Here is a 15,449-nt window from a genome sequence, read left to right on the forward strand (position 1 = left end):
CCGACGGGCGACCGGAGGTGTCTCGTCAGTTTTGGTTGACGAATCGGCGCGCGCGTCAAGCAAAACTGACGAGACACCCCACGCGAGGTCAGGCCCCGGGTCGCGGCGCGCGCTCGAGCACCGTGATCGGATCACGAAGATCGTCGATGTAGCCGAGGGCGTAGGCGCCCATCCGGTAGCCCATCAATCGCTGGAGCTCCTCGGGGAAGGTCGCGGCGACGGGCTGGGGCACCGACAGGTACTGGTTCTCCTCCTGGCGCAGGAAGCTCACGTTGTACGTGATGTTGATCGCGCGCCGGTGGGCGTCGGTCGTGTTGGGTCCGCCGCCGTGGTACACGGAGCCGCTGTAGAACAGCACCGAACCCCGCGTCATCTCCGCCGGGACGGTGTCCTCGATGCCGAACCGGAGTCCGTCCTCGCGGCGACTGCTGCCGACGACGATGCGGGTCGCCCCGTTCGCCTCCGTGAAGTCGTCGCCGGCCCAGATGGTGTTGCACTGCACCTCGTATCCGGACGGGAACGGGAAGAAGTCGAACGCCCACTGGTCGCGGTGGATCTGCTGCTCGGCGGCCCCCGGTCCGATGTCGATGATCTGGGTGAGGTGGAGCTGGTAGCTGGTGACGTGGCCGAGGAAGTCATCACAGGTCGCCAGCACCGTGGGATGCATCACGAACTCCCGGCTCGTGACGGATCGGGCGAGGAGGCCACCGGTGCGGCGGGTCGTGACACCGGTAAACGCGTCGGGGCCGACCGGGGTCGCGTCGACGAACGGCTGCATCTCGTCGAAGAACGCGTCGAGCTGCGCCTCGTCGGCCAGGTCGTCGACGATCACGCCCCCGTCCCGCCGGAGCACCTCGGCGATCTCCGCGCCGGTGGCCGTCGGAGGCAGATGGGTGAGCATGACGGAACGGTAGTCGCGGCGCGATCCATGCGACCATGGCCCGATGCGGATCGTCTTCTTCCTCTACGAGGGCCTGACCACGCTCGACGTGATCGGCCCCCACGACGTCCTCGCCCGGCTCCCGGGGGCAGAGGCGATCTCGGTCTCGAAGGACGGCGGCCCGGTCAACGCCGACACGGGCGCGCTCGGGCTCACCCCGACCCACGCGATGGCCGATGTCGAGGCCTGCGACGTCCTCGTAGTGCCCGGAGGCCTGGAGGGCACGTTCGCCGCCGCGGCCGACGAAGAGATCCTGGACTGGATCCGCGCGGTGACCGCCGAGGCCACCTGGATCACGTCGGTCTGCACCGGCTCGCTCATCCTGGGCGCGGCCGGTCTCCTGGCCGGGAAGCGGGCGACCACCCATTGGGCGGCGATCGACCTGCTCGCGAACTCGGGTGCCGAACCGGTACGCGAGCGGGTGGTGTTCGACGGGAACATCGTGACCGGTGCCGGCGTGTCCGCCGGGATCGACATGGCGCTCACCCTTGCCGCCGCGATCGCCGGCGACGACACCGCGAAAGCGCTCCAGCTCGGGATCGAATACGACCCCCACCCGCCGTTCGACTGCGGCTCGCCCGACAAGGCGTCCGACGAGCTGATCGCCCTCGCCGGTGCCGCGCTGAGCTGAGCTGAGCTGAGCTGAGCCCGACTGAGCCGAGCTACTCCATCGACATCATCTGGCGAGTGCGTTCGAGTGAATCGACGCACTCCTCGACCATCTCGAAGATGACGTCCGCGCTGCGCTTGACCTTGTTCATCGTGCCCACGATCTGACCCACCGGATTGAACGCGACCTGCTGGGCCTTGTCCGGATAGCGGCCGCTGCGCACCATCGCCTCGCGGACGGCCATCATCTGCAACGGCATGCCGAGCGTGTCCGGCGTGTCGGCCCGCTCCCACGATTCCGTCCAGTCGTTGCGCAACATGCGGCACGGCTTGCCGGTGTAGCTCCGGCTGCGGACGGTGTCCTTGCTGGTGGCATCGAGGTACGACTGGATCTGGGCCGGGGTGCCGGCCGCCTCCTCGACCGCGAGCCACAGCGAGCCCGTCCACACGCCGGCCGCCCCCATCGACAGCGCAGCAGCCATCTGGCGCCCGTTGCCGATACCCCCGGCCGCGAGGACCGGGATCGGCGAGACCGCGTCGATGACCTGCGGCCACAGCACCACCGAGCCGATGTCGCCGGTGTGCCCTCCGCCCTCGTAGCCCTGGGCGATCACGAAGTCGAGACCGGCCGCCGCGTGGCGGCTGGCCTGCGCCGGCGTGCCGCACAGCGCGCCCACCGCGCGTCCGGACGCCTGGATCTGCTCGACGAGATCAGGCGGCGGCGTGCCGAGGGCGTTGGCGACCATGACGACGTTGTCGTGGCGGAGGATCTCCTCGACCTGCGGAACCGCGGTGGCCGCGTTCCATCCCATGAGGCCGCTGCCCAGCTCCTCGTCCTCGGGCAGCTCGGGCACCCCGTGCTTGTCGAGCATGTCGCGCACGAAGTCCTTGTGCTCCTCCGGGATCATCCCCTGGAGGTCCTTGGTGAGCTTGCCGAGGTCCATCTCGCCGGCATCGCCGTCGTACTTCTGGGGCAGGACGATGTCGACGGCATAGGGCTTGTCGCCGATGTGCTCGTCGATCCAGTCGAGTTCGACCTTCAGCTGCTCGACGCTGAACCCGACCGCGCCGAGCACGCCGAGACCACCCGCCTTGCTGACCGCCACCACGACATCGCGACAATGGGTGAAGGCGTAGATCGGAAACTCGATACCGAAGCGCTCGGTCAGTTCGTTCTGCATACCGCCGACGCTACGCCTCACCCCGCCCCGCGAGAAAGTACGCCGGGGTCAGACCCCCGTACTTTCTCCGTGCGTGTGGCGGGCGGCGGGCATCCAGTTCTTGCCGGCGGTGGCGTCGATGCGGGCGATGAACGCGTCGTGGTGGGGTTCCAGCAGCTCGCAGAACGCGAGCGTGTTGGCCTCGCCGAACGCCTCCCACAGCTGCGCACAGATCTCGTCGGTCCGCTGCTCGATGTCATGGCGGAGGGTGCGGGCTTCGTCGGTGAACACCCGGTCGACGGCGAGGCCCTTTCGTTCGAGGCGGGCCCATCCTCTCGCGATCTCCTCGTCCGTCGCGCCGCGACTGCGGACGATCCACTCGGCCTCCTCATAGTCGACCATCACGTTGTGGATCAGGCCGACCTCGGCCCCGTTCAGGTCCGCCGAGGCGTTCAGCGCCCAGTGGGTGTCGCCTCGCCACTCGCGGATGCAGTTGAAGGCGAGCCATGCCGACAGCGCGGGATCACCCGCGTGACGTTCGGCGCGGTCGCGATGGGCGGCGAACAACACCCGCGCTCCGTTGTGCAGCCCGTCCACCACCTCCCACGCGTCGACGGCGAGGGGCGCGAGTCCCTCCGCGATCGCAGGCGAGATCTCCGCGAGGCCGGGGAGCACCCGCGCGTCGCGGGCGAGCATCACGGACTCGGGGTCGGTGTGCTCGCGCATGAGGTCCATCCCCATGCCGAGAAACGGCTCGCTGATCGAATACGCCGTCGCCCCGAGGACCCCGTTGCTGGCACCGGCGAGGGGTGCGAACCGGGAGCCCACGTAGTAGCCGATGCCGTCGGGCACGCCGAGCTCGCCGTACATCTCGGCGGCCGTCGGATCGAAGTAGATCCACCCGATCAGGTCGTGGCACGCCCGTGACCCCCGTTGCGCGAGCGCGGCCCAGTCGGTCATCTCAGCCCTCCCCGACTGCGGGCAACACCTTGTCGACCACCATCTCCATCGACGACCACGCGGCATCGATCGGCATCCCGCCGCAGAGCGGATGCAACGACAGGGCGCCGGTCTCCCGGATGCGATCGACGGCCTGCTCGGGGGTGAGGAACTGGTAGATGCCTTCGGCGCGTAGCTCCTCGACGGAGCTCGCATGCGTGTGGACGGCCGAGGTCTGTCCGGGCGGTTGCCACGAGTCGTAGGTCGATGCCTCGAACCAGAAGTGTTCGCCCAACTCGGCCCATGCCTTGTCGGGATCCTCCACCACGTTGACCATCGCGACCTGCTCGGGCGCGATGCAGAACCCGGCGGTGCCGTGCTTCTCGCACTCCTCGTAGTACAGCGCCTCGATCTCCGGCAGGGGCGCGGGCAGCTGCAGCGGGAGTCCGAACCGGGCCGCTCGTTTCGCGGCGGCCGGGCTGGACCCGCCGACCATCACCATCGGGTGCGGGCGGGAGTACGGCATCGGACCCACCTGGATCGTCTCGCCGTTGATCTCGAACGGCTCACCGGACCAGACCTTCAGCATCGTCTCGAGACACTCGTCGAGGATCTTGCCCCGCCGCTTCCACTCGAGCCCGAGCGCCGCGTACTCCGCCGGCCGGTAGCCGATGCCCGTCGTGATCGAGAGCCGTCCCTTCGAGACCAGGTCGATGACGCTCATCTGCTGGGCGAGGCGAACGGGGTCGTGGAGGGGGACGAGCAGCGCCGTGATGGCGACCGACAGGTTCTCGGTGCGGTTCAGGATCATCGCCGCGGTGAGCAGCGGCGTCGGGCTCCAGCCCATCGGCGTGGCCGTGTGTTCCTCGGTGCTGACCATCGCGAATCCGTGCCTGTCCGCGTACTCGGCGAGATCGATGCCGGCCCGGTAGCGGTCGCTCATGTGCTGGGGATCCGTGGGGTCCGGGTGCACGAAGTTCAACCGCATCAACATGAACGCCACAGGAGATCTCCTCGTAATTCCGCACGGCCGGACCCGGCCGTGGCGCGAGACTATGGCTCTCTCGAAGGAGAGTCATCATCCATGCCTGCCCCGCTGATCATCCTCACCGGTCCTCCCGGCACCGGGAAGTCGACGGCCGCGGAGCGACTGTCCGCCACATTCGATCGGTCGGCCCTCGTCGGGGGGGACTTCTTCCTGGAGGCGCTGCGGGCCGGGAAGATCGAGCCGTGGTTACCCGCGTCGCACGATCAGAACACCCGGGTCATGGAGATCACCGCACGTACCGCGCGCGACTACGCCACCGCCGGCTGGACGACGGTGCTCGAGGGCATCGTGGGTCCCTGGTTCCTTCCGACCGTCCTCGCCGAAGTCGGCGCACTCGAGGTGCACTATCTGGTACTGACCGCACCGCTCGACGTGTGCCGGACGCGGGTGCGGATCCGCAGCCGCGGTTCGATGTCGGCCATCGTCGAGAAGATGCACGCGGAGTTCGAGACGCACGCGCCCGACGATCGGCATCTCGTGGACGCGGACCGCCCCCGCGAGGAGATCGTCGCCGACCTCGCCGCCCGCGTCGCATCACGCGACGCGCTGGTGTCAGAAGGGTGACGCGACGCCGGATCGACCGGCCGGGGTGAAGATCACCGGCATCGTCACCACGCCCGTCATCAGGAGGTTGCCGGGATAGGGCCGGAAGCCGTCCGGATCGATCTCGTAGTCGGGCATCCGGTCCAACACGTCGGCGATCATCAGCTCGGACTCGATGCGGGCGATGCTCGAGCCGATGCAGCGGTGGCCGCCGAGGCCGAACGCGAGATGCTTGTTCTCGGGCCGGTCGATCACGACCCGATCGGCCTCGGGGAACGCATCGGGGTCGTGGTTCGCCGCGACCCACGAGATGAACACCACATCGCCCCGCTTGATCTGCCGACCACCGAGCTCGACGTCGCGGGTGGCGGTTCGCGTGAGCGATTCACTGGGGCTGTAGAAGCGGAGGAACTCCTCGACGGCGCCCGGGATCAGCGCGGGGTCCTCGATCAGCCGCCGTCGGTCGTCGGGATGGGTCCCGAGGTGGTGCAGACCCCAGCTCACGAGCGATGTGGTGGTGTCCAGGCCGCCGGCCACGAGGTTCCACAGGATCCCGGCGACCTCATCGTCGGTCAGCAGACGCCCGTCGATCTCGCTGGTGACGATGGCCGACGTGAGGTCGTCGCCCGGGTTCTCACGCCGATGCCGGGCGATCTCACCGAGCTCGCCGAACATGTCACCCACCCGCGCGATCGCCTGCTGGAACTCGTCGTCGCTCGGCTTGAACGACGACGTCGCGTGGAAGAAGTCCGCGTAGTACTTCCAGTTGGTGGACGGCATCCCCATCATCTCGAGGGTCATGACGCCCGGCACCGGCGACGCGTAGTCGTTCACGAGATCGCCGGAGCCGGCCTCGATCATCTCGTCGAGGAACCAGGCGGACACGTGGGCCAGCCGCTCACGCTTCGCCATCACGGCCTTGGTCACCATGTGCGGATTGATGACCCTCCGCAGGTCGGCGTGTTCGGGACCGTCGATCTCGGAGACACCCATGCGGGGGGTGCCCGCCTTGCGGGGAACGCCACAGATGCCGTGGTAGTCGATGCCGTCCGCGGCACCGAGCTCGTACTTGTGGGCGAACGTCTCGTTGTCCCGGGCGACCTCGGCGACCGACGCGTAGTCGGTCACCATCCAGAATCCCCCGTGGGCCTCGTTGAACACCACCGGGCAGCCGGCCCGCAGCTCGGCGTAGTGCTCGTGGCGGTTGCGGACCCAGTCCCGGTCGTGGTGGTCGACGTGGATCGTCTCGGTCATGCGTCCTCCTCGGTCTGCAGCGCGGCGAAGAACTCGAAATCGGCGGCGAGCGTCTCGGCCCGGTTCTCGACGAAACGCCAGGCTCGCGGATGGGTCAGGACCGTGCCCCGGTCGGCCTCGATGCCGGCGACGACATAGCGACCGACGTCCTCCTGCGCCATCGCGTGGGGCATCTGCCCCTTGCTCTCGGGGAACTCCTCGGGGCCGCCGAACCGCTCCGGTCGATTGCGCATCGACGTGGCCATCAGGTTCGAGTCGACCGTGCCGGGGCACAGACACGACACGCCGATCCCCTCCGCCGCCAGCTCGCCCCGCAGCGTGTCGGTGTAGCCGACGACAGCGTGCTTCGTCGTCGTGTAGAGCCCGAGCAGCGCGCCCGAGACCTCCTCGGGCCGCGAGGCCCAGAGACCCGCCATCGAGGCCGTGTTGACGACGTGTCCCCCACCCCCGTGCGCCCGGATCCGGGGAACGATCGTTGCGCACGATCGCACGATCGTCATCAGGTTGAACTCGATGACCCAACCCCACTCGGCCTCGGACGCGTCGAGGAGGCCGCCGATCTGCACGACGCCCACATTGTTCGACAGGATGTGGATCCCGCCGAACCGGCGCTCGGCCTCGTCCGCGAGCGCGGCCAGCGACGCCGCGTCCGTCGCGTCGACCGGCGCGGCGACGGCCTCCACGCCGAGCCCGGCCACCTCGTCCGCGACCGCCGACGCCGTGTCGATCTCGATGTCCGCGATGACACAGCGCACGCCGCGTGACGCGAGCCCGAGGGCGGTGCCGCGGCCGACGCCACCTCCTCCGCCGACGATGACGGCGACGTGCTCGGGACCGAGCTTCATGCGTCCGCCGGGGCCGGGCCGGCGGGCGTGACCTGCTCGCCGAGCCGCCGCCGCAGGTCCATCTCGAAGGCGGCGACCGTGTCGTTGGCGTGCTGCTCCCACAGTTCGGCGAGGCGGGGATGGCCGGCGTCGCGTTGCTCGTCCCACTCGTCGGCGAAGCGACCGGAGGTGATGTCCTCGAGGAGCTCCCCCATCCGGGCATGGAGGTCGATGTCGTCGAACGTGCCCCGCCGACTGAGCTGCCCGTACTGGCTCGTCGGCGAGTGGAATCCGAGTTGGCCGACGAACCCGAGCTTGCGCACGAGCGTGTAGCTCCGCTCGACCTCACCGCTCAGCATCAGCTCGGTGATGATCGCCTCGATCGGGATGTCGTTCTCCATCATGAGCCGGACGAACGCGTTGTTGACATGGGTGAGCGCGGGCGACAAGACCTGCTCGACGGCGAGGTCGAGCACGGCCTCCTGGCGGGGCGACATCTCCAGCCCGCCCTGTTTCAGCCCGCCGATGCCGTGGGCGACGGCGAGGGTCCGGGCGAGCGCGGTGCCGGTCCGGTCTTTGTGCACGCCCACCCCCGTGATGAACCCCCAGCCCTCCTCGTAGCAACTCCGCACTTCCGGGCCGAGCATGCGGGGCGCGACCATCGCCTGGTCGCCGGGCGGATCGAACCGGTCGAACGCGAGCGTGTAGCCGGACGCAACGATCGACAGGGCGTCGTCGCTCGGCGTGATCGGGAGTTCCGGGATCGCGTCGTCGGGCACGAGCAGGCAGAGCACGTCGGCGTCACTCGCGTCCTCCAGCTCGGCCGCGTCGAACCCGTCGTCGATCGCCTGCGCCCGCGATTCGTCGTTGCGGACGCAGACGGTCGGGGCGACACCGCTGTCGCGGAGGTTGAGCGCCCAACTGCGGCCCTGGTTGCCGTAGCCGACGACCGCGACGGTCTGATCGGCGAGTACGGCGAGGTCGGCATCGGCCTCGTAGTGGATCGTCGTCATGAACGTTTTCTAACATCCGTGTCATGTCTCCTCCCAACGGTCCGGTGAGTCGCCGGACGTTCCTCGCCGCGTCGGCCGGGATCGTGGTCGCGGCGTGCAGCGGCGACGACGCCGGCGACACGGCCGAGGCGACGACCACGACGACCGGATCGACGTCGACGTCGCCGCCGACAACGGCATCCACGACGACCACGACGGTGCCGGTTCCGGCGATGACCGGAGACCCCTTCACCCTCGGTGTGGCATCGGGTGACCCGCTGGCCGACGCCGTGGTGATCTGGACGCGCGTGGCGCCGGACCCGTTCGCCGACGATGCCGGCGTCGACGGCGACCAAGTGCCGGTCCAGTGGGCCGTGGCGACCGACGAAGCGTTCACCGAGATCATCGCCGACGGCACCTTCGTGACGACGGCGGCGCACGGTCACTCCGTGCATGTCGACGTCACCGATCTCGACCCGGCGACGAGCTATTGGTACCAGTTCGCCGTCGGCGACTGGGCGAGCCCGGTCGGGCGCACCCGGACGGCACCGGCGCCGGGCGCGCCGACCGAGCAACTGTCGTTCGCCGTCGCCAACTGCGCGGCGTATCTGTCCGGCTACTTCACCGCCTATGCGCATCTCGCCGAGGAGGAAGACCTCGACGCGGTCGTCTTCGTGGGCGACTACATCTACGAATTGGAGGGCGGCACCACCCGCAGCCACGGGCTCGACCTGAACCCGACGACCCTGGCGGAGTACCGGGCGTTCTATGTCGTGGCGAGGCTGGAGGAGCCGCTCGCCCTCGCCCACGCCAACCATCCGTGGATCGTGATGTGGGACGACCACGAGGTGGAGGACAACTACGCGGGCTGGAACCCCGGCGGCATCGGCTTGCTCGTCGACCCGAACGCGGCGGACACGTTCCGGGATCGCCGCACCGCTGCGTACCAGGCGTGGTGGGAGTTCATGCCGGTGCGCACCGGGCCGCCGATCGACGGCGTCCTGCAGGTGTACCGGGACTTCACGTTCGGCGACCTGGCGAAGCTGACGATGATCGACGACCGCCAGTACCGCTCCGCCATCGTGCAGGGCGACGGCGACGGCGACCTCCCCCGCCCGTTCGGCGGCGGGCCCCAACTCGAAGGCACGTTCGACGAGAGTCGCACCATGCTCGGCGAGGAGCAGGAGGCGTGGTTCGAGTCGTCGATCGTCCACGGAGCGACGTGGGCGCTCCTCGGACAGCAGACGATCATGGCCGAGGTCGACCGCGCCCCCGACGACCCGACGAGGGGCTTCTCGATGGACGCGTGGGACGGCTACGCCGCGCCTCGTGAACGTCTGCTCGGCTACGTCCACGATCAGGGGGTCGAGAACTTCGTCGTGCTCGGCGGCGACATCCACACGAGCGCCGTCGCCGACCTGCACGTGTCGTACCGGGAGCCCGGTTCGCCGATGGTCGGCACCGAATTCGTCGCACCCTCGATCACGAGCCTGGAGCTGTTGCTCCCGGAGTTCGTGGAGGGGTCACGGTCGAACCCGCACGTCCACCTCTACGAGAAGGAGCATCGCGGCTACCTGCGGGTCGACATGACCCACGAGGAGCTGCTCGCCCACTACCGCTGGGTGGACACCACGGCCGAGCCGACGTCGCCCATCTCGACCGCGTCGACGTGGCGCGTACGATCGGGCGAGGTCGGGGTCGAGGAGGTGACCGCGTGAACAAGGTCGAGGACTGGTTCACCATGCCGCCCTACGACGAGTGGCCGATCGCCCAGCCCTACCCGATGTGGGGGCGGGCCCGGCGGGAGTGCCCCGTGGTCGAGACACCCGGGAACGAGTGGGCGCCACTGCCGACGTACTCGACGACGAACTTCGCCGACGGTGATCGGGTGCTGCGCGACAGCGCCACGTTCTCCGCATCGATCAACGCCGAGTCGATGGCGCCCTACATGGGCGAGTTGATGCTCGGGATGGACGGCGAGGAGCATCGGCGGTACCGCAGCATCGTCGCCCAGGCGTTCAAGCGGTCGTCGATCGAACGCTGGAAGCCCGAGTTGATCGACGGCGTGCTCGCCCGCCTGCTCGACGACATCGCGCCGCGCGGCCGCGGCGACCTCGTCGCGCTCCTGACAGCGCGCTACCCGGTGCAGGTGATCTGCGGCATCGTCGGCGTGCCGATCGAGGACCACGAGCGCTTCGCGATGTGGGGCGAGCAGATCAGCGCGGGACCGCTCGAGCCCGAGACCGGACTCGCGGCGAGCGCGGCGATGATGGCGTACCTCGAGCCGCTCGTCGCGGCCCGGCGGGCCGAGCCGACGGGCGACCTGCTGAGCGAGCTCGTCCACGCCGAGGTGGACGGGGAGCAGCTCACCGACGGCAAGCTCTACGGCTTCCTGCGCCTTCTCCTCCCCGCCGGGGCCGAGACGACCTATCGCCTCTTCGGGTCGTGTCTGCTCGCGTTGCTCACCCACCCCGACGTGCTGAAGAGGGTGCGGGCGGACCGGTCGTTGATCATGCCGCTCATCGAGGAGACACTGCGCTGGGAGACCGCGGTCACGATGGTGAGCCGGCGCGCCACCACCGACACCGAGATCGGCGGATGCCCCGTGCCGGCCGGCTCGCCGGTCACCGTCTACAACGGCTCGGCCAACCACGACGAGCAACGTTGGGACGATCCCACGACGTGGGACATCGACCGGGAGCCGATGTCGCATCTCGCGTTCGGCACCGGCGCCCACCAGTGCCTCGGCATGCACCTCGCCCGCGTCGAGCTGGACGCGGGCATCAACGCCGTCCTCGACCGGCTTCCCGATCTCCGCCTCGACCGCGACGCCGACCCGCCTGTCGTCTCCGGCTACGCCTTCCGCTCGCCGCTCACCCTCCCCACCACCTGGACCACACCTTCTGGTGCCATACCTTCTGGTGTCTGACACCAGAAGGTATGGGGACCTCAGCTGCGAGGGAGGCCGAGGACGCGTTCGGCGATGATGTTGCGCTGGATCTCCGAACTCCCGGCGCTGATCGTCGAGCCGAACGTCGTGAAGTAGGCCTCCAGTGAGCCGACCGATCCGTGGCGGACCGTGGAGGTCAACAGCGAGTCCGGACCGGCCAACTCCGCGGCGACGCGGGCGAGGTCCTGGCGGATCTCGGTCGAGTACACCTTCATGAGCGCCTGCTCGGGGGCGGATCCAGTCTTCACGTAGCGGGCGAACCCGCGGTAGCCCAGGCAGCGCGACGCGACGGTGTCGACATAGAGACCGGCGATGTCGTCGGCGACGATCGCCTGCTCGGCCTCCGGGAGCGCCTCGAGCCGCGCCGGCGCCGTGTCGAGCAGTTCGCGCATCGACGACTCCATCCCCATCACCCCCATCAGCCAGACCATCGACCGCTCGTGGGCGAGTGAGCCGTTCGCCATCGCCCACCCGTTGTTCTCGTCGCCGACGAGATTGCTCGCGGGCAGGATCACGTCGTCGAGGAACACCTCGTTGAGGTCGGGATGCTCCGGCGACACGATCTCCTTGAGGGGCCGGACGGTGACGCCCGGCGTGTCCATCGGCATGAGGATGATCGAGATGCCCTTGTGCTTGGGCGCGTCCGGATCGGTGCGGCAGAAGAGGAAGCAGAAGTCGGCGAAGTTCGCACCGGACGTCCAGACCTTCTGCCCGTTGATCACATAGTTGTCGCCGTCGCGCACCGCTCGGGTCTTGAGGTTGGCGAGATCGCTCCCGGCATCGGGCTCGCTCATGCCGAGACAGGCCGACGTCTCGCCCCGCAGCAGCGGCATCGCGTACTGCTCGATCTGTTCGGGCGTGCCGAAGTCCAGCAGCGACGGCGCGATGATTCCGAGCCCCTGCGGGTTGGTGGTGCGGGGAATGTCGGCCTTGTTGAGTTCCTCGAGATAGACGAGCGTCTCGATCGGGCCGGCGTTGCGTCCACCGCGCTCCGGCGGCCAGCCGGGCACCAGCCAGCCGTCGTCGAACATGCGCTTGGTGAACGAGCGCGACCACTCCGGCACGTAGGCACTCGAGATCGGCGGGTCGGCCGCGATCTCCTCCGGCGTCGGCCGGTTGACGTCGAGCCACGCCAGGAACTCGGCGCGGAACGCCTCCACCTCGTCGTCGAACCGCAGCTTCATGCCGACGCCCCGAGGAGTCCGAGCCGCCCCGCGAGCTGGGCACGGTGATGGGTGCGTCCGCCGCACAGGACCTCGCCGGCCTTCGCCCGTTTGAGGAGGAAGTGCAGATCGTTCTCCCACGTGAAGCCGATGCCGCCGTGGAGTTGGAGGCCGTCCTCGGCGACGAGCTTCTGGCAGTCGCCGGCCGCGGCCTTGGCGACGTTGACCGCCTCCGCCCTCGCCTCGTCGTCCTCCGCGATCGCGAGCGCCGCGTAGTACCCGACAGCGTTGGCTCGCTCGACGGCCAGGAACATGTCCGCAAACCGGTGCTTGAGCGCCTGGAACGAGCCGATCACCTTGTCGTACTGCTCGCGCACCTTGGCGTATTCGAGGGTCACCTCGAATATCCGGCGGCACGCGCCGACCGTGTGGAGCGCCATGGCGACGGTCGCCTGTTCGATCACCCGGGTCAGCGCCTCGGTGGTGGCCGGACCCGGAGCAAGCAGCAACGTCGCGGGCGCGTCCTCGAACGCCACGTCGGCGAGACCGAGGCCCGGGTCGATCACGTCGGTGATCGTGACGGCGCTGTTCGCCGCATCGACGAGCCAGGCGCCGATGCCCGAGTCGGTCCGGGCGACGACGGCGAACCGGTCGGCGTGCGCACCCGCCAGCACGGCGGCCTTGGTCCCGGACACGCGCCAGCCGCCGTTCGCTTCGGTCGCGGTCGCGTCCACGGCATCGAGATCCCAGCGGCCGTTCTCGGCCAACGCCAACGCGCCGACCGACTCGCCGGCGGCCGCGGCGGCAAGCTCATCCTCCGCGCCCGCCTCGGTGAGCACCGGGATGAACTGGCTGACGACGGCCAGCAGCGGCCCGGGCGCGGCGACCCGTCCGAGCTCCTCCGCCAGCAGGCCGAGTTCGACGAAGCCGAGTCCGAGACCGCCCGCGTCCTCGGCGACCCCGAGGGCCGGCCAGTACAGCTCGACCATCTGCGTCCACAGCGCGTCGGCGCTCCCTCCGCCGTCGTAGATCGACCGGACGAGAGCCGGTTGACACGCCCCCTCGAGCACCGATCGGATGTTGTCGCGGAGGTCGAACTGGTCGTCGGAGAGTTCGAGATCCATACTTCCCTGTCCGTTCCGTTGACAGCTTCTAACAGTGGCGTCACCGTAATCAGCGACCGTCACCGAGAGGAAACCCATGACCATCGATCTGTTCCGATACGAGGGAAAGCGGGTTGTCGTCGTCGGCGGCGCGACCGGCATGGGCGCCGCGACCGCACGCATGGCCGCTGATCTCGGCGCCGAGGTGATCGTGCTCGACGTCGCACCGGTCGAGTACGACTGCGCGCAGTCGATCGAGGTCGACCTGCGGAACCAGGCGAGCGTCGACGCGGCTGCCGATGCGATCGACGGCGGTGTCGACGCGATCTTCGCGTGCGCCGGCGTCGCCGACGGCACCGCCGGGATCATGCTGATCAACTTCACGGCGCAGCGACATTTCATCGACCGCATCCGGTCGCAGGGGAAGTTGAACGCCGGTGGCTCGATCGCGTTCATCTCGTCCACGGCCGGGCTGGGCTGGAAGAACAATCGGGAGCGGGTCGCCGACTTCCTGTCGAACGCGGACTGGGCCTCGGCCGCGGCCTGGACCGAGGAGAACCCCGACACCGACAGCTACGGGTTCAGCAAGGAAGCGATCAACCTCTACGTCGTGCAGCAGGCGTTCCCCATGCTCAAGGCCGGTCATCGCATCAACGCGATCTGCCCCGGTCCGACGGTCACGCCCCTCGCCGAGGCCAACGCCGACATGTGGCTCACGTTCGCCGCCGACTATCGCGAGGAGGCCGGGGTCGACACGCTCCAGCCGGAGCAGATGGCGAGCACGCTGATCTTCCTGTGCAGCGCGGCGGCGAGTGGCATCAACGGCGAGATGCTCCAGGTCGATCAGGGCCACACCAACGCGTCGCTGTACGACGCCTACGACGCTCCCATCGTGAAGATGATCGCCGGCGACATCGAATGGGACTTCGCCGCCCTCGGCTTCGAATAGCCATACTTTCTGGGGTCAGACCCCCGCACTTTCTGGGGTCAGACCCCCGTACGTTCTTGGGCGTCACACCCTCTCCGTAGCTTCGGTCGCATGGCACGAATGCGGAGACGGGAAGTCGGCGGCGGGTGGCACCATGTGCTGAACCGGGGAGCGCGAAGACTCCCGGTCTTCGGCGACGAGGCCGACTACCGAGCCTTCCTGCGCATCCTCGGCCAGTCGCTCGCAGCGTCGGACGCCCGAGCGCACGCCTACGCGCTCATGCCGAACCACTTTCATCTCGTGCTCGAGGCCACGGTGGACCAAATGGCGACGACGATGAAATCGCTGGCGGCGTCGTACACCCGGAGGTTCAACGCGCGCTACGGCTACGACGGCGCTCTCTTCCGCGGTCGCTATCGATCCAAGCCGATCGCTTCGGAGCGACAACTGCGCGAGACCGTCCGCTATGTCCATCGCAACCCCGTCGGCGACGGTCCGCTCGACCCGACGCGGCTCCGTTGGACCAGCCACCTGGCATACACGGGAGTCGTCAGCGGGCCGTCCTGGCTGAAGACGGCGACGGTGCTGCATCGGTTCGCGGACGACGTCGCAACCTTCGACGCCTTCGTCTCCTCCGGCACCGCCGAGGGTCACGGACCACGCCTCCTCGACCCGGTCCTCAACGTCTCCGGCATTCGGCGGATCGAGGCTGCCCTCGGTGTGGAGTCCGACGCCGAGCGTGAAGTCCTTCGAGCCGGTGGACGAGGGGTACGCAACGACGTCCGGCTGGCCGCACTCCTCCTCGGCCACCTCCGCGGCGTCGAAGATGTCGGTTCGCTGGCCGAGCGCTACGGGTACCGCAACATTGCGACGGCTCGCAGCGCCATCGCTCGCGCCCGGGCCCGAGTGGATCGCGATCCCGGCTTCCGCGCGTTGGTGTCCGACGCCGCAGCTCGGCTCGACCAATGGCGCAGAGAAAGTACGGGGGTCTGACCC

At 68.9% G+C, this 15,449-nt stretch carries 15 protein-coding genes; 6 read left to right on the top strand and 9 right to left on the bottom strand.

Annotation, left to right across the window (positions count from 1 at the left end):
* Positions 1-88: 88 nt before the first annotated feature.
* Positions 89-901: a phytanoyl-CoA dioxygenase family protein gene (locus R8F63_13700; protein MDW3219662.1), complete on the bottom strand. Its 813-nt coding sequence runs from the start codon at positions 899-901 to the stop codon at positions 89-91.
* A gap of 43 nt (positions 902-944) precedes the next feature.
* Here R8F63_13700 and R8F63_13705 point away from each other — a divergent pair, with 43 nt between their 5' ends.
* Complete coding sequence (locus tag R8F63_13705) at positions 945-1,571, top strand: DJ-1/PfpI family protein (GenBank protein MDW3219663.1); 627 nt, start codon at positions 945-947, stop codon at positions 1,569-1,571.
* Between the two features lie 31 nt (positions 1,572-1,602).
* Here the strand turns inward: R8F63_13705 and R8F63_13710 are convergent, their stop codons facing one another.
* From R8F63_13710 to R8F63_13720, 3 genes are read right to left on the bottom strand one after another with little or no spacing between them, the layout of a single operon-like run.
* Positions 1,603-2,730 (bottom strand): nitronate monooxygenase family protein, encoded by a 1,128-nt coding sequence (locus R8F63_13710; GenBank protein ID MDW3219664.1) that lies wholly within the window; start codon positions 2,728-2,730, stop codon positions 1,603-1,605.
* 48 nt (positions 2,731-2,778) lie between these two features.
* The gene (locus R8F63_13715) at positions 2,779-3,669 is read right to left on the bottom strand and encodes a hypothetical protein (protein MDW3219665.1); all 891 of its coding nucleotides are present in this window, start codon (positions 3,667-3,669) and stop codon (positions 2,779-2,781) included.
* 1 nt (position 3,670) lies between these two features.
* Positions 3,671-4,642 (bottom strand): LLM class flavin-dependent oxidoreductase, encoded by a 972-nt coding sequence (locus R8F63_13720; GenBank protein MDW3219666.1) that lies wholly within the window; start codon positions 4,640-4,642, stop codon positions 3,671-3,673.
* A 90-nt stretch (positions 4,643-4,732) separates the two neighbouring features.
* Here R8F63_13720 and R8F63_13725 point away from each other — a divergent pair, with 90 nt between their 5' ends.
* Entirely contained in the window at positions 4,733-5,260 is a 528-nt protein-coding gene (locus tag R8F63_13725; protein ID MDW3219667.1) for an AAA family ATPase, read from the top strand.
* Here the strand turns inward: R8F63_13725 and R8F63_13730 are convergent.
* From R8F63_13730 to R8F63_13740, 3 genes are read right to left on the bottom strand one after another with little or no spacing between them, the layout of a single operon-like run.
* Complete coding sequence (locus tag R8F63_13730; protein MDW3219668.1) at positions 5,249-6,493, bottom strand: cytochrome P450; 1,245 nt, start codon at positions 6,491-6,493, stop codon at positions 5,249-5,251. The two genes, R8F63_13725 and R8F63_13730, sit on opposite strands and share 12 nt — an antisense overlap.
* Positions 6,490-7,338 (bottom strand): SDR family NAD(P)-dependent oxidoreductase, encoded by an 849-nt coding sequence (locus R8F63_13735; protein ID MDW3219669.1) that lies wholly within the window; start codon positions 7,336-7,338, stop codon positions 6,490-6,492. Before R8F63_13735 ends, R8F63_13730 begins: the two co-directional genes overlap by 4 nt.
* Positions 7,335-8,330 carry a hypothetical protein gene (locus R8F63_13740; GenBank protein ID MDW3219670.1) on the bottom strand — a complete coding sequence of 332 codons (996 nt, stop codon included), beginning with the start codon at positions 8,328-8,330 and terminating at the stop codon, positions 7,335-7,337. Before R8F63_13740 ends, R8F63_13735 begins: the two co-directional genes overlap by 4 nt.
* A gap of 23 nt (positions 8,331-8,353) precedes the next feature.
* Here R8F63_13740 and R8F63_13745 point away from each other — a divergent pair, with 23 nt between their 5' ends.
* The gene (locus tag R8F63_13745) at positions 8,354-10,027 is read left to right on the top strand and encodes an alkaline phosphatase D family protein (protein ID MDW3219671.1); all 1,674 of its coding nucleotides are present in this window, start codon (positions 8,354-8,356) and stop codon (positions 10,025-10,027) included.
* Complete coding sequence (locus tag R8F63_13750) at positions 10,024-11,238, top strand: cytochrome P450 (protein MDW3219672.1); 1,215 nt, start codon at positions 10,024-10,026, stop codon at positions 11,236-11,238. The genes R8F63_13745 and R8F63_13750 overlap by 4 nt, the downstream gene beginning before the upstream one ends.
* A 20-nt stretch (positions 11,239-11,258) precedes the next feature.
* Here the strand turns inward: R8F63_13750 and R8F63_13755 are convergent, their stop codons facing one another.
* Together R8F63_13755 and R8F63_13760 are read right to left on the bottom strand one after the other, a co-directional pair.
* Positions 11,259-12,443, bottom strand: a complete 1,185-nt coding sequence (locus R8F63_13755) for an acyl-CoA dehydrogenase family protein (protein ID MDW3219673.1) — start codon at positions 12,441-12,443, stop codon at positions 11,259-11,261.
* The gene (locus tag R8F63_13760) at positions 12,440-13,546 is read right to left on the bottom strand and encodes an acyl-CoA dehydrogenase family protein (protein MDW3219674.1); all 1,107 of its coding nucleotides are present in this window, start codon (positions 13,544-13,546) and stop codon (positions 12,440-12,442) included. The genes R8F63_13755 and R8F63_13760 overlap by 4 nt, the downstream gene beginning before the upstream one ends.
* Positions 13,547-13,622: 76 nt before the next feature.
* On the opposite strand from R8F63_13760, the gene R8F63_13765 reads away from it, so the two are divergent.
* Positions 13,623-14,474 carry an SDR family oxidoreductase gene (locus R8F63_13765; protein ID MDW3219675.1) on the top strand — a complete coding sequence of 284 codons (852 nt, stop codon included), beginning with the start codon at positions 13,623-13,625 and terminating at the stop codon, positions 14,472-14,474.
* Between the two features lie 99 nt (positions 14,475-14,573).
* The gene (locus R8F63_13770) at positions 14,574-15,446 is read left to right on the top strand and encodes a transposase (GenBank protein ID MDW3219676.1); all 873 of its coding nucleotides are present in this window, start codon (positions 14,574-14,576) and stop codon (positions 15,444-15,446) included.
* The last annotated feature ends 3 nt before the right edge of the window (positions 15,447-15,449 follow it).

It is taken from the genome of Acidimicrobiales bacterium, from assembly GCA_033344915.1.
GTDB lineage: Bacteria > Actinomycetota > Acidimicrobiia > Acidimicrobiales > Aldehydirespiratoraceae > JAJRXC01.